Annotated in this window: 22 protein-coding genes; 12 read left to right on the top strand and 10 right to left on the bottom strand. The window is 35.7% G+C overall.

Going from position 1 to position 24660, the window contains the following annotated elements; genetic code table 11:
* Positions 1-146 precede the first annotated feature (146 nt).
* The 3 genes from GX311_00310 to GX311_00320 all read right to left on the bottom strand — a co-directional run bounded on the left by GX311_00310 (position 147) and on the right by GX311_00320 (position 2207).
* On the bottom strand, positions 147-806 hold the full coding sequence (locus tag GX311_00310; protein NLK14820.1) for a deoxynucleoside kinase: 660 nt from the start codon (positions 804-806) through the stop codon (positions 147-149).
* A 217-nt stretch (positions 807-1023) separates the two neighbouring features.
* Positions 1024-1788 (bottom strand): 3-deoxy-manno-octulosonate cytidylyltransferase, encoded by a 765-nt coding sequence (kdsB, locus tag GX311_00315; GenBank protein ID NLK14821.1) that lies wholly within the window; start codon positions 1786-1788, stop codon positions 1024-1026.
* Between the two features lie 32 nt (positions 1789-1820).
* Positions 1821-2207 carry a DUF1987 domain-containing protein gene (locus GX311_00320; GenBank protein NLK14822.1) on the bottom strand — a complete coding sequence of 129 codons (387 nt, stop codon included), beginning with the start codon at positions 2205-2207 and terminating at the stop codon, positions 1821-1823.
* A 348-nt stretch (positions 2208-2555) separates the two neighbouring features.
* On the opposite strand from GX311_00320, the gene GX311_00325 reads away from it, so the two are divergent.
* The 10 genes from GX311_00325 to GX311_00370 all read left to right on the top strand — a co-directional run bounded on the left by GX311_00325 (position 2556) and on the right by GX311_00370 (position 11048).
* Positions 2556-3251, top strand: a complete 696-nt coding sequence (locus GX311_00325; GenBank protein NLK14823.1) for a (d)CMP kinase — start codon at positions 2556-2558, stop codon at positions 3249-3251.
* On the top strand, positions 3248-4114 hold the full coding sequence (locus tag GX311_00330) for a 4-hydroxy-3-methylbut-2-enyl diphosphate reductase (GenBank protein ID NLK14824.1): 867 nt from the start codon (positions 3248-3250) through the stop codon (positions 4112-4114). The genes GX311_00325 and GX311_00330 overlap by 4 nt, the downstream gene beginning before the upstream one ends.
* A 200-nt stretch (positions 4115-4314) precedes the next feature.
* The gene (locus GX311_00335) at positions 4315-5634 is read left to right on the top strand and encodes a pyridoxal phosphate-dependent aminotransferase (protein ID NLK14825.1); all 1320 of its coding nucleotides are present in this window, start codon (positions 4315-4317) and stop codon (positions 5632-5634) included.
* A 77-nt stretch (positions 5635-5711) separates the two neighbouring features.
* Complete coding sequence (locus GX311_00340; GenBank protein NLK14826.1) at positions 5712-5945, top strand: 4Fe-4S binding protein; 234 nt, start codon at positions 5712-5714, stop codon at positions 5943-5945.
* A 36-nt stretch (positions 5946-5981) separates the two neighbouring features.
* Entirely contained in the window at positions 5982-7073 is a 1092-nt protein-coding gene (locus GX311_00345; GenBank protein ID NLK14827.1) for a 3-methyl-2-oxobutanoate dehydrogenase subunit VorB, read from the top strand.
* A gap of 1 nt (position 7074) precedes the next feature.
* Positions 7075-7836, top strand: coding sequence for a 2-oxoglutarate oxidoreductase (locus GX311_00350; protein NLK14828.1), 762 nt, complete (start codon positions 7075-7077; stop codon positions 7834-7836).
* 25 nt (positions 7837-7861) lie between these two features.
* Positions 7862-8413, top strand: a complete 552-nt coding sequence (locus tag GX311_00355) for a 2-oxoglutarate ferredoxin oxidoreductase subunit gamma (GenBank protein NLK14829.1) — start codon at positions 7862-7864, stop codon at positions 8411-8413.
* A 150-nt stretch (positions 8414-8563) separates the two neighbouring features.
* Positions 8564-9328, top strand: coding sequence for a methyltransferase domain-containing protein (locus tag GX311_00360; GenBank protein NLK14830.1), 765 nt, complete (start codon positions 8564-8566; stop codon positions 9326-9328).
* A gap of 35 nt (positions 9329-9363) precedes the next feature.
* A complete protein-coding gene (locus GX311_00365) occupies positions 9364-10764 on the top strand; it encodes an HD domain-containing protein (GenBank protein NLK14831.1) in 1401 nt (466 codons plus the stop codon).
* Positions 10765-10877: 113 nt separating this feature from the next.
* Positions 10878-11048 (top strand): hypothetical protein, encoded by a 171-nt coding sequence (locus tag GX311_00370; GenBank protein NLK14832.1) that lies wholly within the window; start codon positions 10878-10880, stop codon positions 11046-11048.
* A 263-nt stretch (positions 11049-11311) separates the two neighbouring features.
* On the opposite strand, the gene pdxA is transcribed toward GX311_00370, so the two are convergent.
* Complete coding sequence (gene pdxA / locus GX311_00375) at positions 11312-12412, bottom strand: 4-hydroxythreonine-4-phosphate dehydrogenase PdxA (protein NLK14833.1); 1101 nt, start codon at positions 12410-12412, stop codon at positions 11312-11314.
* A gap of 18 nt (positions 12413-12430) precedes the next feature.
* The gene (locus tag GX311_00380; GenBank protein ID NLK14834.1) at positions 12431-13876 is read right to left on the bottom strand and encodes a leucyl aminopeptidase; all 1446 of its coding nucleotides are present in this window, start codon (positions 13874-13876) and stop codon (positions 12431-12433) included.
* A gap of 162 nt (positions 13877-14038) precedes the next feature.
* Between GX311_00380 and GX311_00385 the strand changes: the two genes are divergently transcribed.
* A complete protein-coding gene (locus GX311_00385) occupies positions 14039-15136 on the top strand; it encodes a CofH family radical SAM protein (GenBank protein NLK14835.1) in 1098 nt (365 codons plus the stop codon).
* A 27-nt stretch (positions 15137-15163) separates the two neighbouring features.
* Here the strand turns inward: GX311_00385 and GX311_00390 are convergent, their stop codons facing one another.
* From GX311_00390 to recQ, 5 genes are all read right to left on the bottom strand, one after another.
* On the bottom strand, positions 15164-15904 hold the full coding sequence (locus GX311_00390) for a T9SS type A sorting domain-containing protein (GenBank protein ID NLK14836.1): 741 nt from the start codon (positions 15902-15904) through the stop codon (positions 15164-15166).
* Positions 15905-15923: 19 nt separating this feature from the next.
* On the bottom strand, positions 15924-16415 hold the full coding sequence (gene folK, locus GX311_00395) for a 2-amino-4-hydroxy-6-hydroxymethyldihydropteridine diphosphokinase (GenBank protein ID NLK14837.1): 492 nt from the start codon (positions 16413-16415) through the stop codon (positions 15924-15926).
* Between the two features lie 83 nt (positions 16416-16498).
* Entirely contained in the window at positions 16499-18376 is a 1878-nt protein-coding gene (aspA, locus tag GX311_00400; protein ID NLK14838.1) for an aspartate ammonia-lyase, read from the bottom strand.
* A 139-nt stretch (positions 18377-18515) separates the two neighbouring features.
* Positions 18516-21137 (bottom strand): T9SS type A sorting domain-containing protein, encoded by a 2622-nt coding sequence (locus GX311_00405; protein NLK14839.1) that lies wholly within the window; start codon positions 21135-21137, stop codon positions 18516-18518.
* Between the two features lie 214 nt (positions 21138-21351).
* Entirely contained in the window at positions 21352-23529 is a 2178-nt protein-coding gene (gene recQ / locus GX311_00410) for a DNA helicase RecQ (GenBank protein NLK14840.1), read from the bottom strand.
* A gap of 120 nt (positions 23530-23649) precedes the next feature.
* On the opposite strand from recQ, the gene GX311_00415 reads away from it, so the two are divergent.
* Complete coding sequence (locus GX311_00415; protein ID NLK14841.1) at positions 23650-24630, top strand: KpsF/GutQ family sugar-phosphate isomerase; 981 nt, start codon at positions 23650-23652, stop codon at positions 24628-24630.
* The last annotated feature ends 30 nt before the right edge of the window (positions 24631-24660 follow it).

The following is a 24660-nucleotide window of genomic DNA, read 5'->3' on the forward strand; positions in this document are numbered from 1 at the left end:
ACATTTGTCAATGAAAAAGGGCACCCAAGTGATTGCCCTTTTTTTTGTACGCAGCTTTATCCGCAGAACACCACCAAAGACTGAAGCAATTAACAATTTTCACCAACTACTTTTCCCATTTCCCTTTTTCCTTGACGGTTAGCCAATTATTTAAAGAGTCCATGAAGCTCGCCATTAATCTTGTCGATTACATAGCTTAAATCTTCGGGATTATTTTCAAAGTCGCATTCGTCAACATCAATAATCAACAATTTGCCATCTTTATAGTTGGCCGCCCATTCTTCGTATTGTTGATTTAAACCCTTAAGATAATCTAATCTTATAGAGTTTTCATACTCACGACCTCGTTTTTGTATTTGTGCTACGAGTTTCGCCACCGATGCACGTAAATAAATAACCAAATCAGGAGGTGACACAAGCGAACTCATTAATTTAAAAAGGCTAAAATAGTTCTCAAAATCACGTGATGACATCAAACCCATAGAGTGTAAATTGGGTGCAAAAATATGCGCATCTTCGTATATGGTTCTATCTTGAACTACATTGCTTCCACAATTGCGAATATCAATAATTTGATTTAATCTCTTGTTTAAGAAAAATATTTGAAGATTAAACGACCATCGTTGCATATCGTCATAAAAATCAAACAGATATGGATTATCGTCAACGTCTTCGTAACGCGGCTCATATCCCATATGCTTTGCTAACAATGCAGTAAGAGTTGTTTTTCCTGATCCTATATTTCCAGCAATTGCAATATGCTTACCTTTTTTTGTTGAAGCTGTTATGTTAGACTTTTTACTCATATGCCATAAATAATTTAAATGTAAAAATCAATGGTTTTTTATTGTCAATCAATTCTCAAAAGCAACATATTTATTCCTTACATTATTAACTATATTGATTGTGACTTGTTAAAACAAAACGCTGACAGCAGTTTCTCTATGATGCGCTAAAATAGCTATTACAAATTATATTTCAAAAAAATGCTTTAGGTTTTTAACTCAATTTTGTTCTATAAAATCAAAGGTTCCCTTTTGAAAGAAGTTGTGCTAAATCTTCTGGTGTGTCAACTGAAAGATTTTCGATATCTGTTAATGAGGTTTGTATCATGAGTCCATTTTCAATCCAGCGAAGTTGTTCTAGTGATTCTGCAATTTCTAATTTCCCCGACTTTAGTTTTGAAATATCACGCAGTGCGTTCAAACGGTAAGCATACATCCCAATATGCTTGTAATAAACATGATTGTTTAACCACTGGTCTTTTGATTTTCCGCGCATGAAAGGAATCGGGTTTCTACTAAAATAAATTGCTCTACCATTTGTATCTACCACTACCTTGGGTTTGTTAATATCAAAAAGCTCTGTCTCCGTTTCTATTTTCTTAATAAGTGTTGCTATTTGCGTGTTTTCATTATCGAAACAGGCACAAATCTGTCTCAGTTGCTCTGCTTTCATAAAAGGCTCATCGCCTTGAATATTTACTACAACATCTATTTTCCAACCAAGCTCTTTTAAAGCAATTTCAGAAGCCTCTGCACATCTATCTGTTCCGCTTTGATGATGTGAAGCTGTCATAATAAACTTACCATCAAAAGCCTTTACAGCATCAGCTATACGCTTGTCGTCCGTTGCTATAGCGCACTGTTCAAAAATCTCTGAAGCACGTTCATAAACATGTTGTATCATGGGTTTGCCGTAAATATCCACTAGGGGTTTGCCTGGAAAGCGAGAACTTGCATAACGAGCAGGTATGAGGGCAGCGAAATTAGTTGTTTTGTCTGACATAAATCAGAAAACTTGAGAAATTATTTTTGGTGCTACTGCATATTTACAATATACTCAAATGGCAACTCTGTTAAATCTTCAAAATATTTTCCTGACTCTAAAATATCTTCGTCTTCTTTGTTATAGCACCACTGCACTGTAAACAAATAATTGTCTCTATACAATTTATTAAAAGCTCTGAGCAACTCAAATAGCTTCTTCGATGACGCAGTATTGTAATACTTCATATTTATCTTAACGATATATTGCTTACCTTGCTCTGGCTCGAAGTCTGACAACCATTCAAAAATAGGTCTATAAACCTCATTAGTGTCTTCTGGATATGATTGTCCAAAAATATGAAATACCCCCGCCTTACAATCGAAATGAATACCTGGTGTCTGACGAGTAGCTTCTATTTTTAAATTTTTAGTTGTCATAATTTTTTTGTTTATATCAATCGTAAATATATAACTTCCTATCTGATTTTAAACAGAACTCTTTTATGAACCTATGCTTTATTTGTTTCGCTTATAGTACAATGTATAAAGTTCTCAAAAAGCCTGCCACAATTTAAAACAAAATTTCATTTTTTGTCTTACCTTTGGAAAATTAAAGTCAAAAAAACTAATCATCAAAAAACAACATTTTCTTAACCTCTGTTGTTTAGCATTAAAGATGCTAAAATAACGAAACTATCATAACAAAACAAATTTTACACAGAAAAACTCTATAAAAGAAATCGTTTCAAAACTTCTCATAACATTGACTAAACAAATCACATACTTATGAAAAACATTGTAATTGCAGTTGATGGCTTTTCTTCATGTGGGAAAAGCACGTTAGCCAAAGATATAGCAAAAGAACTTGGATTAATATATATCGATACTGGAGCAATGTACCGCGGTGCCACTCTTCTCGCAATGGAACATAACCTAATACACAACAACACTGTCGATGAAGAAAAACTTATCGAAATACTTAAATCAACCTCTATGGTTTTTAAAAAAGTTGGAGAGCAAGTTCAGTTGTACTTAAATGACAGAAATGTTGAAAATGAAATACGGTCAATGGAGGTGTCAAATAATGTAAGCCCAGTAAGCACAATAGCTGAAGTTCGCAATATATTAGTTGATAGACAACGTGAATTAGGAAAATCGATGAATGTAATACTTGATGGTCGTGACATTGGTACCGTTGTCTTCCCAAATGCTGATATTAAGTTGTTTATAACCGCCTCACCTGAAATACGAGCTCAACGGCGTTACGACGAAATGAAAAAAAAAGGCGAGAATGTAACTTTTGCCGAAGTGGCAAAAAATATTCAAAGTCGCGATTTTATTGATCAAAACCGCGAAGTAAGCCCACTAAAAAAAGCCGATGATGCCTATGTAATTGACAATAGCAATTTGAGCAAACATGAGCAATTACAACAAGCTATATCAATTATTAAATCAAAACGTCCTGATATTTTTAAAGAATAATGATAAAAGTAACCATAGACCCTTTATCCGGGTTTTGTTTTGGAGTAGTTACGGCTGTTGAAAGAGTTGAAAAATTTCTTGCCGAAAATCCAAACGAAAAGCTTTTTTGTTTGGGTTCAATCATGCACAATGCAGAAGAGGTAAGGCGCTTAGAAAAAAAAGGTATGGTAACAATAACTCATGAAGAGATAGAAAAGATGGAACCTGCCCACATTATGATTCGCGCTCACGGAGAGCCTCCTGCAACCTACGAGTTGATTGAGAGACACGAACACCAACTAATTGATGCTACTTGTCCTGTCGTATTAAAGCTACAACACCGTATAAAACAGTCATTTATCGATAATCCCAACTCCCAGATAGTAATATTTGGCAAAAAAGGTCATGCCGAGGTTATTGGACTGCAAGGTCAAACAAACAATACAGCAATAGTCATATCTGACGAAGCTGAAATTCAACAACTTATAAACCCCTTGAAACCTATAATTCTTTTTTCACAAACAACTATGCCACAGGACAAGTTTAAAGATGTTTCGAAAGCATTGAAAGGTTTCTGCAAAGCAGGAGTCGAAGTTCACGACTCTATTTGCAAACGCGTTTCCAATCGAGAGCGAGAGCTACGCAAATTTGTCGAAAAACACGATATAGTGATTTTTATTTCAGGAAAAGACAGTAGCAACGGAAATTTGTTGTATAAGGCTTGTTTACAAAATAATCCCAACACCCATTTTGTAAGCTCTGCAAAAGAGTTGAAAAGAGAGTGGTTCTCAAACAACATTTCAGTTGGAATATGTGGTGCGACTTCCACTCCACGCTGGCTTATGGAAAAAGTTGCTTTAGAAATACAAAACTGCTTGAGTTAAAAGTTTGTAAAGTAATTGGTTACCCAAAACTGAAAGTAAGTGTATCGTAGAGATGCCACAATTTATATTGAATCTAATCAATATTTATAACAATCTTTCCGATTATTTTCATTAATTTCGTGACTTCAATCATAATATGACATTTATTTTTTGTATCTTTAAAGAAAACAAACATAAATTTTAAATTATAATACAAACATATGAAAAAAACACCTATAGATGGAGAAATTGTCCAATCAGTACTTAAACAATTAAACATTGAAGATGTCGGCAAAACAAGCATTCGCGAAATAGCAAAAATTGTCGATTTAATACAAAATAAAAGTGGCGAGAAATTTATCCGCATGGAAATGGGCGTTCCAGGGTTAGACCCTATAAAAGTTGGAGTTGAAGCCGAAATCGAAGCCCTTCGCCGTGGAGTAGCTAGAAGTTACCCTTCAATTGAGGGTGTTAGAGAGTTAAAAGAAGAGACAGCAAAATTTGTAAAAAACTTTATCAACGTTGATGTAAAACCCGAAAGTTGCGTTGCAACCGTTGGTTCAATGCAAGGCGGTTATGCTGTATTTCTTGCAAACTCAAATTTAGACCCAAAGAAAGATACCGCGCTTTTTATTGACCCTGGTTTTCCAGTACAAAAACAACAGTTTATGGTTATGGGGCACAAGTTTGCCTCTTTTGATGTATATAAATACAGAGGTGAAAAACTGCGTGATAAGCTTGAATCGTACTTATCAAAAGGAAACATAAACTCAATAATATATAGCAACCCAAATAATCCTACTTGGGTTTGTTTAACAGATGAAGAGTTGAAAATTATTGGTGAATTAGCAACCAAATACGATGTTGTAGTTGTCGAAGACCTTGCTTATTTTGGCATGGATTTTCGAAGAGACTTATCAACACCCGGGAAACCACCATATCAACCCTCAGTTGCTAATTACACTAAAAATTGGATAATGTTGATATCAAGTTCTAAGATATTCAGTTACGCAGGTCAAAGAATGGCAGTAATTGTCCTCAGCGACTATATTGCAACCCGTAACTATGACCAGCTTAAAAAACGTTTTGGAGCAGGTAAATACGTAATTACTTTAACTTACCGTATCCTATACGCACTGAGTGCAGGAGCTACACACTCAGCACAATTCGCTATGGCAGCCATGTTTAAAGCTGCAAACGAAGGAAAGTTAAATATTGTAGCCGAAGTTAAAGAGTACGGGGAAAGAGCACATATGATGAAAAAGCTCTTTACAAAATACGGATTCGAAATTGTTTACGATAAAGACATGGACGAACCGATAGCCGACGGTTTCTATTTTACAATAGGCTATCCGGGCATGAAAGGTGGAGAACTAATTGAAAAATTACTCCATTACGGGATAAGTGCAATTACATTAGGCTCAACTGGAAGTGAAAAAGTTGATGGTTTGCGAGCCTGTGTTTCGCAAACCAAACTAACGATGATGCCTATTCTTGAGGAGAGATTAAAACAATTCCATGCCGACAATCCTGTCAAATAGTTTTGTAACATGTATTTTTGAAAAATTGACAATTAATTAATAATTTTGTAAATCATAAATAAAAATTAAAAAAAACTATGGCTAAAATTAGAGGAGCAGTTGTCGTTGATAAGGAGCGTTGCAAAGGTTGCAGCGTTTGCGTAGTTACTTGTCCGACAAAGACTCTTGCCCTTGCAAGAGAAGTAAATAGCAAAGGATATAACTTTGCATATATGGAGAACCCCGACAAATGTATAGGATGCGCAAATTGCGCTGTAGTTTGTCCTGACAGTGTTATCACTGTGTATAAAGTTAATTTGCAGGATGCATAAAATCAATTAAATTACAAACGTTAAAATATTTCATTCATAATGGGAGAATTACGATTAATGAAAGGGAATGAGGTTATTGCCGAAGCCGCCATTCGTTGTGGATGTGACGGTTATTTTGGATACCCCATTACCCCACAGTCAGAGGTTATGGAGACGTTGATGGCTCGCAAACCTTGGGAAGAAACAGGTATGATTGTTGTCCAGGCTGAAAGTGAAATTGCCGCCATTAACATGGTTTATGGTGGTGCAGGAGCTGGTAAAAAGGTAATGACATCATCGTCAAGTCCTGGCATCAGCCTTAAACAAGAAGGTCTAACATACATCGCAGGATCAGAACTTCCTTGCCTTGTAGTAAACGTTGTTCGTGGAGGTCCAGGACTTGGAACTATACAGCCTTCTCAATCAGACTATTTCCAAGCTGTTAAAGGCGGTGGTCACGGCGACTACAAACTAATAGTTTTGGCACCAAACTCGGTGCAAGAGATGAACGACTTCGTTGATCTTGGCTTTGAACTCGCATTCAAATACCGAAATCCAGTCATGATTTTAAGTGACGGTGTTATTGGTCAAATGATGGAAAAAGTTGAACTCAGCGACTACAAACCAAGAATGACAGACGAATTTATCGCAAAAGAGTACGGTAGCTGGGCAGCAACCGGCAAACCTAAAAGTCGCGAACGCAATATCGTTACATCATTGGAGTTAGACCCAGCACGTCAAGAAAAGTTCAATGAAAAGTTGCAGAAAAAATATGCAGAAATTAGAGAAAAAGAGGCTCGCTTTGAAAACTTTAAAACCGAAGATGCAGAATATTTAATCGTTGCATACGGTTCAAGTTCACGAATCTCTAAAAAATCTGTTGAGCTACTGCGCGCTAAAGGAATTAAAGTTGGACTATTACGTCCTATCACACTGTTCCCATTTCCAGAAAAAGAGTTACTAAGATTGTCAAAACAAATAAAAGGTATACTTACTGTTGAAATGAGCGCAGGACAAATGATTGAAGACGTAAAATTAGCTGTAAACTGTTCTGTTCCAGTTAAACACTACGGACGTTTTGGCGGTATGATACCATCACCAGACGATATAGTTACAGCTCTTGAACAACAAATTATAGGAGGCAAATAAAATGGACGTAAAAGATATTATCAAACCAGAAAACTTGGTTTACAAAAAATCATCGGTACTTACCGACAATGTTATGCACTTTTGCCCCGGATGTACACACGGAGTAGTACACAAAGTTGTTGCCGAGGTAATTGAAGAGATGGGCATTCAAGAGAAAACCATAGGCGTATCGCCTGTTGGCTGTGCCGTATTAGCATACAACTACTTGCATATCGATTGGCTAGAAGCTGCACACGGACGCGCTCCAGCTGTAGCAACCGCTTTAAACCGCTTGTATCCTGAAAAATATATTTTCACATATCAAGGAGACGGTGACTTGGCTTCAATCGGTGCAGCAGAAATTATTCACGCATCTAACCGTGGAGAAAATATTACTGTTATTTTTATTAACAATGCGATTTATGGAATGACCGGTGGACAAATGGCTCCTACTACACTAGAGGGCATGGTAACATCAACATCACCATATGGTCGAGATGTAAAATTAGCAGGATATCCGCTAAAAATTACCGAACTTATAGCACAACTTCCCGGCACTTGCTTCGTAACTCGAGAGTCGGCAGAAACAGCACCAGCTGTTAGAAAACTAAAAAAAGCTGTACAGAAAGCTTTTGAAAACACAGGCAAAAAGAAAGGGACATCATTCATAGAGGTTGTTTCAACTTGTAACTCAGGTTGGAAACTATCTCCAGTTGAGGCTAATAAATGGATGAAAGAGAATATGTTCCCGTTCTATCCGCTTGGAACAATGAAAGACGAATAGAAGTTTTACCGTAAAAACAAAAGAAATGAAAGAAGAAATCATTATAGCCGGATTTGGCGGACAAGGAGTACTCTCATTAGGAAAAATTCTTGCCTACTCGGGAATTATGCAAGACCAAGAGGTAACTTGGATGCCTTCGTACGGACCTGAAATGCGTGGAGGAACTGCTAACGTAACTGTTATTTTAAGTGACGAACAGATAAGTTCTCCAATTGTTAACGAGTACGACACCGCAATAATCCTAAACCAACAGTCATTAGACAAATTCGAGAAAACCGTAAAAAAAGGCGGAACATTAATTTATGATCCGAACGGAATAACTAGACCGCCACAACGTACCGACGTAAATATTTACAAAATTGATGGTACTGACGAGGCTGCAAAACTTGGCAATGCAAAAACATATAATATGGTTATTATGGGAGCTTTCTTAAAAGTGAAACCCATAGTAAAAATAGAAAATGTTAAAAAAGGTCTTGAAAAATCAATACCTGAACGATATCACAAACTAATACCTCTAAATATTGAGGCTATTGAACGTGGTAAAGTTGCAGTTAAAGAAGTTAGAAAGTTATAGTAAATGTTTATTATTCATTTTTTTAAAGCCGTTTTTGAAAAGAAACGGCTTTTTTATTAAACACAATTAGGCTTATTTAGAGTAGCTCAAAAATAGATAATTGCATTACATTAACTATTTTTGTATAATATTTTATAAGATTATTTAGAGATGAAGCATATCATTAAATTTATAACTCGCTTTGTATCAAGACAAACCATGCAGCGTTTCGCCATATTTTTTCTTCGGATAATTGGATTTTTTATGCGAGGTAAAAAAATAACCGACCCTATTAGTGGCAAATCATATAGAAAGTTACTACCGTATGGTCGTCAAGAGGTTAGAAAAAATGCGCTTGCTCCTCACTCCGCATCATTAGAGCGACATAGAGTTATTTGGCTCTATTTACAAGCAGAAACAACAATTTTTAGAGAGCCAACAAAATTTTTACACATTGCACCTGAATACTGTTTTCTAAAAAAATTCAAAAAAATGCCCAACATCGATTATATAACAGGCGACTGGGATTCTCCTTGGGCAGATATGAAATTAGACGTAAGAGCTCTGCCTTTCGACGACAACACATTTGATGCGGCAATGTGCAACCACGTTTTTGAACATGTTGATGACGATAGATTGGCAATGTCTGAATTTTACAGGGTACTTAAACCTGGTGGCTGGGCTATTTTTCAAGTACCTATCAGATGGGATAAAACTACTTTTGAAGACCCAAGTATTACCGACCCGAGAGAAAGAGAGAGACTATTTGGGCAAAGCGACCATGTCAGATACTACGGGGCAGACTATTCTGACAGGCTTAAAGAAGCTGGCTTTAAAGTAACAATTGAAGACTACGCAAGCAAACTCGGCGATGAAAAAATAAAAAAATATGCCCTTTTAAGAGATGAAAAAATAGTATTCTGTGAAAAATTGTAGTAACTTGGCATTCATTAAGTCATAAAAAACAAACTATGCAACAACAAAACCACGACGATCTTGTAAAACGAATTGCACGTTTGATGGACGAAAACAAGGAGCTGTCGCGCCAAATAAAAACACTTCAGGATTCATTTGACAAAATTCAAAACGAAAACGACAAGCTTAAATTAAAAGTTACTCGTTTACAAGATAAAGTAGCTGTAGAAAGTGGCGAAAGCGAAGAAGATCAGATTCTTCGCTTTAAAATGGCTACTGTACTTTTTGCTGATATTCAGGGATTTGAAAATATTAATACAGAATCAAATTCACACCATATCATTGATGAGCTTGATAATATGTTTTTTCGGTTCGACGAAATATCTAAAAAACACAACATTGCTCGCATTAAAACTATCGGTGACACATACATGAGTGCAGGTGGCATTCCAATAAAAAACATTACAAACCCAATTGATGTTGTGCTTGCAGCATTAGAAATGCGACATATGTTATACACAACACAGCACGACAGGAGTGATGAAAACAGACAGATTTGGGATCTTAGTATCGGGATGCACACAGGACCTGTGATTGCAACAACAATGGGAAAGAAAAAGGTCTCATATAATATAAAAGGAGAAACGGTAAATATTGCCAGTCGAATGCAGGCTGCATGCAAAACCGGAAATATCAACATCTCTATTATGACATACGAAATGATACGTGAATATTTCGAATGCGAATATGTAGGTCGAATGCCAGTAAAATATGAAGGAGATGTTGAAATGTATATGGTTAAGGGCTTAAAACCTGAATTTGCAGCTGACGACTCTAAAACTATCCCAAACCAAAAATTTATTGTCAAATATCTTTTAAGACAATTTAGTGATTTACAAGAAATTATATTAGACAAGTTGGAAAAAGAACTTCCTTCGTATTTATATTATCATAATTACAAACACACTATTGATGTTGTATCACAAACTGAATTAATAGGTATTGGCGAAGGTGTTAACGACACAGAAATGTTACTGCTAAAAACTGCAGCACTGTTCCACGATACCGGACATATAGTCAATAGCGATAACCATGAACATTTGGGAACCTTGTTGGTACGTGAAATGTTGCCAAATTACAATTACAACGATGAACAAATTGAGGAAATTTGCAAACTAATAATGGCGACAAAAATGCCACCAAATCCACAAACTTTACTTGAAAAAATAATGTGCGACGCCGACCTTGATTACTTGGGAAGAGCAGATTTTATTCCTGTTTCAAATACTCTTTTTGAAGAATTAAAAGCGCAAAATAAAATAACGGAACTTAACGAATGGAACAAAATGCAAGTTAAATTTATTTCAGGACACCAATATTTTACTGATACGGCTAACAAACTGCGAGAAGTAAATAAGCAAAAACAGATAGACCGAATAAAAAGTCTAATAGTTTAATTACTGTTTCACCAAAGTTTACTATATTTGAACGCAGTTTGACTCTTTTTAACATATTTTAGATTCAGGCTACTAAATAGTCACGCATTACTGATTACAAAAACAATATACATATGAAGAAAATTCTTAAAAGCATCGGATTAGTGATAATATTTATCGGTGTATTTATAGTTGGTTATACTTCTATAGGAACAGTTCAAGATAATACAGGCTTATGGGTAGGCGGTATTATTATATTTATTGGTCTGATAACCTTTATTATAACTAACAAGTACATTGAATAGATATTTATCTAGTAAATTGTTTTGTATTTTCTGTTGCTTAGCAACATATTCATACTGACTTTTTTGCAAAACGCTTGTTGATATCTAACGCAACCTTAGAAAGCTGAGATATTGTTTTTCCAGGTTGTTCTATTGTGGTCATTAAATTTGTTGTAGTGACCAATGATGTATTCTGGCCTTCTCTTTTGAAAGCTATCAAGTTAAAAAATTAATTGATTAAAATATAGAAAATTGTAAAGGCGGACATGCTCCGCCTTTATTAATTAAATATCCTCCTCGTCTCCTTCTATTTGATCAATATACAAATCATCAGTCTGATCAGTATCAAAAGACTGTTTTTGCAAAGGATTTTTTGTTAACTCTTGATATAACTTTCTGTTCCTTACGATATCAAGGCTTAAAAATAGCGCTTGCAGGAAGGAAGATTCACTTGCCACATTTCTCCCCGTGATATCGAAAGCTGTTCCGTGAGCTGGAGATGTTCGTATTATTGGAAGTCCTGCAGTATAATTTACTCCTCGGTCAAATGATAATGTTTTAAAGGGTATCAATCCTTGATCGTGATACATTGCTATTACGCCGTCAAACTTAAGGTAACTGGCTGCACCAAAAAATCCGTCCGAAGGGAATGGTCCTATTGCAATTATCCCATTATCGCGGCACCTGTTTATGGCAGGAATAATTATCTCTATCTCTTCCATACCCATAGCGCCTTGTTCTCCCGCATGAGGGTTCAAGCTAAGAACAGCAATATTTGGTCGTGTTATACCAAAATCAGATATTAATGATTTGTGCATTAGCTCTATTTTATTGCACAAACCCTCAATTGTCAATGTCTCTGATACTTGTGACAAAGGGATATGTCCAGTTGCTACTCCTAATTTAATATTGTCTGCAACCATTAGCATTAATGCGTCATGGGTGTCAAACTTTGATTTTAAATATTCAGTATGTCCGGCAAAAGCAAAACCCACTTGCTGAACATTCTTTTTATTAATAGGTGCGGTTATTAACGCATCAAGCTTCCCTATTTGTAAGTCACTTACTGCTGCATCAAGCGAACGGATTGAGGCTTCTCCGGCATCATTAGTTATCTTTCCAAGCTCGACTCGCACATTATCATCTAAAACATTTATTAAGTTTGGCTTATTATGCTGTATCGAATCTATACCTCGAACGCTAGTAAACGAAAATCTATTAATGTTTAATGCTTTTCGATGATATGCTGCAACCTTGGGCGATCCATAAACTACGGGCGTACACATTTCGTATATTCTTGGATCCATCAGTCCCTTCATAATAATCTCATAACCAATACCATTAATATCTCCTTGTGTTATACCAATTACGGGTTTTTCGCTCATAAAAAGGGTTGTTAAATATTATTTTTTACTTTTTGAATAATTTGCAAGAAAATCTACCAACAAACGCACTCCGAATCCTGTTGCTCCAGATGTGTAGTATGTATGTGGTTTTTTATAGAAAGCGGTTCCTGCTATATCAATATGTATGAATGGCTTATGGGCAAACTTTTCTAAAAACTTTCCTGCAGTAATGGCACCACCGAATTTTGAACCAATATTTTTCATATCAGCAATGTCTGATTTAAGTTCTTCTGCGTAATCGTCCCAAAATGGGAATACTGCTAAGCGTTCGTGCGTTAAGTTAGCAGAATTTAGTAGCTTTGACATAACTGTATCAGATGCATTTCCCATAACTACTGCAGCACGCGAGCCTATCGCTCGTTCTGCTGCCCCTGTGAGGGTTGCAATACTCAATGTCAATTCTGGTGACCACTGTTTTGAGTAGCTCAATGCATCCGCAAGAATTAAACGCCCTTCGGCATCTGTATTCATAACCTCGACAGTTTTTCCGTTGTGCATCGTTATTATATCGCCCGGTGCATACGACTCAGCGCTTAAACGATTGTCGGTTGAAGGAATAAGTGCAATAATATGTAATGGCAGCTCAATTTTTGACGCAATAGAAATTGTATTCATTACCACTGCAGCCCCAGCCATATCACATTTCATATCGTCCATATATTCAGATGGTTTAAGGCTGAGTCCTCCAGAATCATAAACTACTCCTTTCCCAACTAAAACTATCGGTTTTTTATTTACAGCTTTCGATGGTTTGTACTCCATTACGGTAAATGTTGGCTGCTCTGTGCTTCCTTTATTGACAGCTAAAAGCCCTCCCATTCCCATTTGTTGTATCTCTGATTTACGATATATCTGCACAGACACTCCTGCATCACTTCCAATTCTCATAGCCTCATCAGCCAGTTTGTTCGCTGTTAGATATGATGCCGGTTCGTTTACCATGTCGCGTGCTCTAAAAACACCTGTAACAACAGCTTCTAACTGTTCAAGGTGCTTAAGTGTAACCTTTTTGCTATACATATTAATCCGACTAAAGCGCTTAACTTTTTGATTGTCGGTAATATATTTTCTAAAACTGTAAGCTGTTAATGAAACTCCTTCAATAAAAGATAGGGTCAATAATTCTTTCGATAAATTATCAACAATATTGATAAAATCTACTTGATTTTCCTTAATGTGCTCAGCAACTTTAACTCCTACATTGCGCAATTCTTCGCATTGTATATCCAAGTCACTTGTCTTATCAGAAACTACTATATAGTTCCAATGATAATAATAGTTTAGGATTATAAAATTCTTTTTAGTCTCTATTTGGTGCTGGATATAATCCATTTCCCTGTCAGAAAAAATGCCTGCTGGAAGCTGGCTGATCTCTTCAATTAAAAAGACCGAATTAACCAATTGTGGTTTATCATCTCGAAGGTTAAATATCAAATCTATCATAGCAGTTCGTTTTTATTTACTCTGTAAAGGTACAAAATTGATTTTTTATTCTATAATTTTTAACACCTTTAGAGTATATTTGTTGTGTTTTTATTTTAAAAAATTATCTCTTGAATCTTAAAATATTGCAATAATATATTATTAATCAGTGATTTAGCGATAATGAAATTAGATATCAATATAATTTTATCAAAAGCATTAAATTTAGGATTTCTTTCGGTTGATGAGCTAATATTTATTTATAATAATGCATCGCTCGGTGAATTAATGAGTTGTGCAAACTCAATACGCGAAAAACTGACTCAACCAAGTATTGTTTCATGGATAGTTGACAGAAATATAAATATTTCAAACAGATGCTTTTGCGGTTGCAAGTTTTGTAATTTTCATGTTAAGCCTAATGACAAATCATTTTTTGTCACTTCGTTAGAAGAATATAAGCAAAAAATTGACGTATTGTTTAAACTTGGTGGCAATCAAATATTGTTACAAGGAGGTCTTGATCCATATGTAGATATTAATTTTTATACCAACTTGTTTCGAGAGTTAAAAAAACTCTATCCTTCCTTAATTATACATGCCTTGGGTCCAGCAGAGATTCATTTTATTGCCAAAAAATCAAATTTAACCATATCGGAAACATTAGAAATGCTTGTTGATGCTGGGCTGGACAGTTTACCTGGTGCAGGTGCCGAAATATTGGTCGATAGGGTAAGACAAATTGTCTCTCCCAACAAATGTAGTTCAGACGAATGGCTAAATATAATGAGAGTTGCACATCAAATGAACCTTCTTACGTCTGCCACAATGATGTTTGGTCATGTAGAAACTATTGCAGAAAGAATGGAACATTTGATAAAAATTCGTGATTTACAAGCTGAACGTCCCGAAGGAGCACACGGTTTTAAGGCTTTTATTGCTTGGCCCCTACAAAAAAAAGGGACTACTTTAGAGAAAGAGTATCCTAATATTAAACGTACAAGTGCTACAGAATATATAAAGATGATTGCTATAAGCCGTATAGCACTGGTAAACGTACAGAATATTCAGGCGTCGTGGCTTACGGTTGGTAAGGAGATTGCACAAGTTTGCTTGTATGCAGGTGCCAACGACCTTGGTTCTATTATGATTGAAGAGAACGTTGTTTCTTCTGCCGGATCTAATATTTCAATGAATCAATCGCAACTTATTAACACAATAATTGAAGCAGGATTTAAACCCCTAAAGCGTAATCAAGATTACTCACAATATACTGAGTAAAGCATTGTTAAAACAAACACCTTATAATCAATTTGTTATCATGATTTTTTTAGAAACAACTTTACCATCGATAAAATGCATGGTTAAAATATAGAGTCCTGGCATTGCCGGCTTTTCTAAAACTATCTGATTTTCAGAATTATTTGACGTAGTTTGAATAACTACTCTTCCAAGCATATCAATAACTGTAACTTTTGATTGCTTTTCTAACTGTACACCTGTTACAAAAATATTATTATCTTGTATTTCTATTGCAACATCTTGATTCTCTACGCTTTCTATATTTATACCGCTACATCCTTTAAAAATTTCGGATATGTTTTCTAGTGAACTTGTTTTGTACGACAAATCACTACAAATTACGTAGTACTGAGGCGTATAATTAATATTGTAACCATACTGTTCACTTAAAACAGAGTCTCCATATTCAGCTCTAAAAAACACATAAGTAGCGCCGTAAGTCTGCATAAATTCTTCTATTTGCTCGTTTGAGACTCCTCCTGTTTCAATAGCCCAAACCCATCCTTTCTCACCCAACTGTGCATCACGCTGCCAAACCAACTCAATAGTTGGAACTGCCTCTTGGCACGTACCACAATTAACCCCGAAAAAAATCAAAGCCACTGTTTTGCCTTTCTCAAGCTCTGAGTACAAATTATAAGTAACTCCATCCACTGACGTGAGTGTAAAGTCAGGTGGAGGTGGTATATCAGCTTTTACACTAATAACTAATGTAACAAATATCAATAATATTAAATTTCTAAGCATTGCAATTATCATTTAATTGTTAGTCACAAAATAGCTTAACATCTGAGTTGTCTGTGCATGTTTGTAACAAATCCAAAACGGTTTTGTTTAATATCGGATGAACTTTATTTGGTTGTATTTCTGACAACGGGACAAGAACAAATCTACGATTAGCAAGTCTACTGTGTGGTACAATTAGTTCTGATGAATTGATAATGAGGTTATCAATAAACAATATATCAATATCAATCGTACGTGAATAATATCTTTTTTGAGCTTTATATTGTTCTTCCCTACCCAACTCTTTCTCTATTTTTTGAGTCTTTTTAAAAAAATTTTTGGGCATAAGTTCTGAAACAACTATTACAGCCTGATTTAGAAATGATGGTGCTTCGAAACCCCACGAAGCTGTTTCATAAACTTGTGATTTTTTAGCAATAGTTCCACAATGCACAGATAATTGTTCAATTGCTCTCTCTAAATACATTAACTTGTTTCCGAGATTTGAGCCTAACATAATTGTATATTCCATAGAGCTATAAATGTCTTTTAATAAGCATAAATAAAACGGACAGTTTTTTAACTCTGTCCGTTTTACTGGGAAAATATTATGTTTTACTTTTTACTTTTCATTTTACGTGGTTTAATCATATTTTCGGGTGCTAAAGCGTTATCAAGTTCTTCTTTTGATAAAACTTTATTTTCGAGGACTAACTCATAAACCGAACGATTTTCTTTTAGTGCTTGTTGTGCAAGCTTAGTTGAAGCTTTATAACCTATTAATGGGTTCAATGCTGTTACTAAACCTATTGAATTATGAACCATATTGCGGCAATGTTCCACATTAGCTGTGATTCCATCGATACATCGGAAACGCAGTGTGTCCATTCCGTTTTTAAGCATTTCAATATTTTCAAGCGTACTTTGTACTATAAGCGGTTCCATTACGTTAAGCTCAAGTTGTCCAGCTTCAGATGCAATTGTAACTGCCATATCATTACCTATTACTTTAAATGCAATTTGGTTAACTACTTCTGGTATCACCGGATTAACCTTTCCAGGCATAATTGATGAGCCTGGTTGCATAGGCGGTAAATTAATTTCACCTATACCTGTACGAGGTCCACTAGAAAGCAGTCTTAGGTCGTTACAAATTTTCGACAGTTTAACTGCAAGACGTTTAATGGTTGAAGAATACATTACAAAATCGCTTGTGTCTTGTGTCGCTTCAATTAAGTTTTTTGCAAGTTTTAGATCGAATCCTGTGATCTCTCTCAAGTGTTCTAAAACTATTCCGCTGTACTCAGGATCAGCATTAATGCCTGTACCAATAGCTGTGGCTCCCATATTTATTTCGGTAAACAGCAAAACATTACTTTCAAGTCGCTCAACTTCTTCTTCTAATGTACTTGCATATGCCTCAAAAGTTTGTCCCAAAGTCATCGGAACTGCATCTTGAAGCTGTGTCCTTCCCATTTTAATAACATCCTTAAACTCAACTGATTTACGTTGAAACGAATCAATTAAGTTTTTCAAAACCTCAACAAATTTGATATTGCTGTATAACAATGCAAGCTTAACTGCTGTAGGATACGCGTCGTTAGTACTTTGGCTTAAATTCACATGATCGTTTGGACTGCAATGTGTATAATCGCCTTTCTCATATCCCATAAGCTCAAGTGCCCTGTTGGCAATAACTTCGTTGGCATTCATATTTGTAGATGTACCTGCCCCTCCCTGTATCATATCAACCACAAAGTGTCCATGATATTTTCCTTTAATTATCTCATCACATGCACCACAAATAGCATCAGTAACCTCTTTTGACATTAACCCAAGATCATGGTTTGCAAGTGCTGCAGCCATTTTAACGATAGCCAACGATTGAACTAATGCCGGATAAAACCTGAGTGTTACACCGCTGATATCAAAATTTTCTATTGCACGCATAGTTTGTATGCCATAATACGCATGTTCGGGAACTTCGCGATCTCCCAACAAGTCTGTTTCAGTTCTTGTACGACCGGGCAAGTATTGTGCTCCGTCATCAATCAATTGCGCGTTAGCATTATACATCCGTCGCTGAATCACTGATGAAAGATTTCTAAGAACAGTGATAATAATATCAGGGTTCCCACTGCAAGACTCGCGAAAATCATCACTGTTAATTTTTAGCACTGTTAAATCCGAAGCAGCTCTGGCATTTGTGCTATGCGGAGTTTTTTCTATTAACGAACCTTCACCCATGAAGTCATACTTCCCAAAATGTGTTATTCGTCTTTCATCGCCCCGAGGTGTTTTTTTGTACAATTCAACTTCGCCGGAATAGATTACAAAAATTGCTTCTCGGGTTGCATTTTGCTTGTATAAATGCTCTCCTTCACTGTAATTACACGTTTTAACAATATTACTAAATATTGCCATTTCCTTGTCGGATAAACCTTTGAACAGTTGTGTCTTTTTTAGAAAATCTCGAATTTGAATTTCAGTCATTTTATTTATAATTTTATTTGATTAAAAACAACATTAATATTTTAAGGATTTGGTCACAATAAACTTGCCGAAACTAATAAATTAAAAGTAAAACAATTCACCTGTAAAATCTTTATCCTTTATATTTTTTGCGATCTGTTTATTGTACAACCAGCTTGATTTGTTGTGTGTCTTTTGCTGTTTTAACTTGTAATAAATATACCCCTTCAGACACAATGCCTACCGAGTTCAAATCAAAAGTTGTTTTTTCAGAATTTAATTTTGTTTCATACAGCTTAACTCCTGAAATAGAGTAAATTGTTAATCTTGTATTATCAGTTAACTCTTTTACCGACAATACAACCTGGTTATTAGCAGGATTTGGATACACTGCTATCTGTGATGTGTTTGTCTCTCCAATTCCCACCAAATAATCAACAATAACGGGAACTGTAATAATACTATCCATTACGTCTACCAAAATATTTGCATTGTATTGAGTGTGATCCATTCCGCTAAAATTAAAATACATAGTTACCATACTTTGCTCATTTGCTTCTAATCCTCCGGTCGGATCTTCAAGCGTAAGCCAACCGCTACTTCCTATGGTTTCAGCTGACATTTCATAGTAAAGGGTACCTTGACCAACGTTTCTAATAAACAGATCCAATGACGATGTCTCATCATAAGTTTCAACAACTACAGGGCGTGGTGAAATATAGGCAACTGGTCCTAAGTTTTGAATTGATGGTATTGAAATAAAATCGACCCATGCTGCATCGCTTCCACCACTTACCGAACCATCTTTTGAATAAGTCCATTTTAGTGTGTGTGAACCACTTGCAACTTGATAGATACACTCTGTCCAACCTACATTTCCGCTCCATGTATCTTTTAATGTACCATCTATCCAAAATTGTAGTTTATCATAATTTACTTCGCTTGATACTTTTACATAAAAGGTCACATCACCGCTTGATTGACAGGTAAACGTATAGGTCATTGTTGATGATTGATTATGCGAAATTGCACCAGACTTCATTGATTTTTCACCATCATAGGCTTCTCCTGTATCAACAGCCCATGGTAAATTTCCACTAAAATCAAAACCTTCTGGTATTATACCATCTTCAAACGAGAATCCTGAAAATGCATCTAACACAATAAATGCTTCCTCCATTCCCTGAACAATTTGAAAAAATTCAGTTTTGCTGACATATCCTACTTTTGAGAATTTTACAAAGTACTCTCCCTCCATAATTCCATTTACTTGAAATTCCCCTTGCTCACCAGTAACATCAGAACCTACAGGAATACCTTGAATAGCAACTGTAACACCATCAAGTGGCCTTCCTGTTGCGGAACTTACAACTATCCCGTTAAATGGCACCACTTCAGCTTGTTGTAAAACTACATCAAGTTGTGTTGCATTATTTTGAGATACCGTTACATTATTAATTGTTTGAGGAATATAACCATACGATTCAAACTTTAAATTATAGCTTCCCGGCAATAACATTCTATAGTAGTTTCCGTGAGCAGGATTGGTCATTACGTGGGAATTATCTTTGTCGTATCCTATAATTGTCATGGTTGCATTTAACGGCTCACCATTTGTATTTGTTACCAGTCCACGGATTCCGTAATGAGCTAACTCAATGTGAGTTAAAATTGCCTCACGATTGTAATTCCAGTGAGCAACCAATTGATCGGTTGACAGTAGTTTGGTATTAGAAACCTCTAAAGTAATTTCACGACAACTATGAAAATAGTTCATATAGTCTTGCCTTCCACCATAAATAACATACCAGTCTCCACCGTGGGTGACTCCATTGTTCTGTCCTGTCATATATCCTGATGGACTGTTTTGTTGTGCCAAGGTTGCGTATTGGCGACTTATTACACCATACCATGCATGATCTGCGTGTGTGTTTTGGCTACTTGTATATGAGTCCCATGGATAATTAACCACTTCGATACCTCCGTGGAAGTTAGCTCCTAAAATAAAATGGTGTGCAGTAGCGTAATCCATCATTAATTGCGTCTCTGGTTGGTACGGTGCATTGGGTCCGGTTGGACCAGGAAAATCGCGATTAAGGTCTTGTCCATTAGCGTTTGCTCTACGTGAGCCAGACACCGTGTGATTGCCCGAATAATAAGTTCCATCGGGGTTTGTGTTTGGAGATATATAAACCTCCATGTTGTTTACGATATTCGTAACGCGTTCTATACTTCCATAGTTTACTAACAGATAATCAATTAACCTCATCATAAGAATCATACCTGTTGTTTCATCGCCGTGAATTGTGCTGGTGTAAAGCAGTTGTGGCTCGGCTTCGTCTTGCATTGGGTTGTCTGATATTTTTAACGCCAAAAGCAATCTGTTTTGGACACTATACCCAATTGTGTCCAACTTACACAAATTGGGATAGTTGGCTGCCCAATTCTGCATCATCTGTACATACACTTCGTAGGTTGGATATCTGTCCCAATTCTGCATTTGTTCAACAGTTGTTGCCATATTGATTACTTTCGAAGGATCTGAAGACGGGTGTGGCAACGATTGAAACTGGTATCCAGACTTTTTAAGCATTGCGTACTCATTTTCATTGGCATATGCAATTACAGTATTGCCTTGCACGTTATCGATTGAAACTATTTGGGTTAAAAAATCCAAATCAGCTCGGCTGTTAATGGAAATCTGTAAATAGTGTTCAACAGACTGAGCCGTAACAACCTGAAATAACATCAGGATAGGGATAAGAAGTAATGTTTTTTTCATTGTTTATAATTTTAATCTGTTTATGATCGTATGGTTACTTGAGATTATAAATGACAACTTTATTTTGTAAAGATCTCCTTTTGTTTTTTATGCAAATGTAGTAAAAAAGTATCTCTTACAATTAACATTCGTTAAAAATCAAAAAGCGGATTTTTGATAAAACAAAAATCCGCTTTACACATCGCAAATATCTATGTTAAGTTACTAACTGTCATTAGTTACCCATATCAGAAATAAATTTTATTCTCATTAGCCTAATCTCTTCTTCAGAATAATCATCTTCAAAAGCTTTTATGGCATCTTCGATAGAGTCGCTTTCCGCCTCGGTTCTGAAGTATTCATATATTTCGTCTTGATTTTCTTTGTCTAATATCTGATCCAAATGGTAATCAATATTCACTTTGGTTCCGAAATTAACAATTGCTTCAATTTCTGATATTAATTCTAACATATCTATTCCTTTGGAATCAGCAAACTCATCCAAAGATACTTTCCTGTCAATTATCTGAATTATATTAACCTTCAATCCCGATTTGTTTACAACAGACTTAACAACTAAATCTGTTGGTCTCTCTATTTCATTGTCTTCGACGTACTTGCGAATCAATTCTATAAAAGGTTCTCCGTATCGCTTTGCTTTTCCAGGTCCTACTCCTGATATATTTTGCATCTCCTCAATAGTAATCGGGTATTGCATTGTCATATCCTCTAATGAAGGGTCTTGGAAAATTACCCAAGGCATTAATTTTTTCTCTTTTGCAATCTTTTTTCGTAACGATTTTAGCATTTCAAAAAGCTCGGGGTCAAGAACATTTGGTCCACTATCCAACACAGCATTGTCACTATCTTCCTCGTAATCATGTTCTTTGTAAAGCTTTATATCATACGGTTTCTTTAGGTATTCATAACCTTTTTCAGTAAGATGTACGGTGCCATAGTTTACTATATCCTTGTCAATCAAATTATGAATTAACATTTGCCTGATAACACCTTGCCAAAAACGAGTGTCTTTGTCGCTACCACTTCCGAATGTTTCAAGCTGGTGATGTCGGAACGATTTTACTGCTGCTGATTGTACACCAGATAACACGTTGGCAATATGATCGGGTTTAAACTCCTGACGTACTGATATGATTGCATTCAAAGCCTCAACGATATACTCTTTCCCTTCAAAATGCTCTTTTGGATTCAAGCAATTGTCGCAGTTGCCACAAGGCTCTTTTAAATCTTCTCCGAAATATTTAAGCAGTTGTATTACTCTACATACCGATGATTCGGCATAACTTACAACATCAGACAACAATTGCTTGCCAATTTCTTGCTCGCTTACGGGTTTACCTTGCATAAACTTTTCTAACTTTAAAATGTCTTTATAACTGTAAAAAGTAATGCATTTCCCTTCTCCTCCATCGCGACCCGCGCGCCCGGTTTCTTGATAATATCCTTCTAGACTTTTTGGAATATCGTAATGAATAACATAACGAACATCGGGTTTATCAATACCCATACCGAAGGCTATTGTTGCTACAATTACATCAATATCTTCCTGAAGGAACATATCCTGATTGGTCGACCTTTTAGAAGCCTCCATTCCTGCATGATAAGCCAAGGCTTTGATGCCATTTACCTGGAGAACTTCGGCAAGCTCTTCAACCTTTCGGCGACTTAGACAATAGATTATCCCTGACTTTCCTTCATTATTCTTGATATACTTAATAATTTCTCTATCTGTATTGACTTTTGGTCTTATTTCATAATACAAATTATGTCGTCTAAATGAGGATTTAAACTCCACCGCATCTAACATTCCAAGGTTTTTTTGAATATCGTGCTGTACCTTAGGCGTTGCAGTAGCCGTTAGTGCTATTATTGGTGCGCGACCTATTTTATCAATTATTGGACGTATTCTTCGATACTCTGGTCTAAAATCGTGCCCCCACTCTGAAATACAGTGCGCTTCGTCAACAGCATAAAAACTAACTTTTGCCTTTCGAAGAAATTCAATATTCTCATCTTTAGTAAGTGACTCGGGTGCCACATACAGCAACTTTGTTCTGCCATCCAATATATGATCTTTAACTTTTTGAATCTCACCCTTTGTCAACGAAGAGTTTATAAAATGGGCTACACCGTCATCTTCACTAAAACCTCGCATTGCATCAACCTGATTCTTCATTAAAGCAATCAAAGGAGAAATTACTACGGCAGTTCCTTCCATTAATAATGCGGGTAACTGGTAACAGAGAGATTTCCCTCCACCGGTTGGCATTAACACAAATGTATCATTCTGTTCTAAAAGGTTGTTAATAATTTGTTCTTGATTCCCTTTAAATGTGTCAAACCCAAAGTGCGTTTTTAAATAATGGTGTAACGGGTATTTTAATTTAATCATAGTAAATTTTAATTGGAAGTTTTATCAACCCCATAATACAAAATATTAAACACGTAAAATAATAATAAAACACTACATTTGTAGCAAAAATTGTGCACAATTTAATAATTCTTTTCAAAAATGACAAATAAAGAATTAACCTTAAAAGCTATAAAAAAGTTAGCTGTCGATACTATAAGATTTGAGGCTCAATCAATTGAAAAGCTTGTTGAATATATTGATGATGATTTTGCTAAATCTGTACAATTAATATTTGAATCAAAAGGACGAGTAATAATAACCGGAATTGGGAAAAGTGCCAATATTGCAGGAAAAATTGTCGCAACAATGAACAGTACTGGTACTCCTGCCATTTTTATGCACGCTGCTGATGCTATTCATGGTGATCTTGGAATGATTCAACCAGACGATGTAATAATTTGCATTAGCAAAAGTGGCAACACTCCCGAAATTAAAGTGCTTGTTCCATTGATTAAAAAATTTGGCAATAAATTAATAGCATTGGTATCAAACACTAATTCATTTTTAGCTTTACAAGCTGACTTTGTACTAAAAGCCACTGTTGAAAAAGAGGCTTGTCCAAACAACTTGGCTCCCACCTCAAGCACAACAGCGCAGTTGGTTTTAGGTGATGCTCTTGCTGTTTGCTTACTACATTATCGGGGATTTGATTCTTCTGATTTTGCAAAATATCATCCGGGAGGCTCACTGGGGAAAAAACTTTATATGAGGGTAGAAGATATTTATAAAAATAACTCTTCCCCTAAGGTTGATATTAATTGTAATTTGAATAAAATTATTTATGAAATTTCTTCAAATCGTCTTGGAGCTACAGCAATTACAGACAAAAGTAACAATGTGTTAGGAGTTATTACCGATGGGGATTTGCGCCGTATGCTTCAATCTGGGGTTGATATAAAAACAATAAAAGCAGGCGATTTCATGACCAAAAACCCTAAAACAATAGATGAAAACGAGCTGGCAATCAACGCTTTTAATTTAATGGAAAAATACAGTATAACACAGTTGATAGTAACAAAAGAGGATAAATATGCCGGAATCATTCATTTACACGACATTATACGTGAAGGAATTGTTTGAATCACACGACTTCCAAATATGTTTATTAAA

Source organism: Bacteroidales bacterium, assembly GCA_012519055.1.
Taxonomy (GTDB): domain Bacteria; phylum Bacteroidota; class Bacteroidia; order Bacteroidales; family Salinivirgaceae; genus JAAYQU01.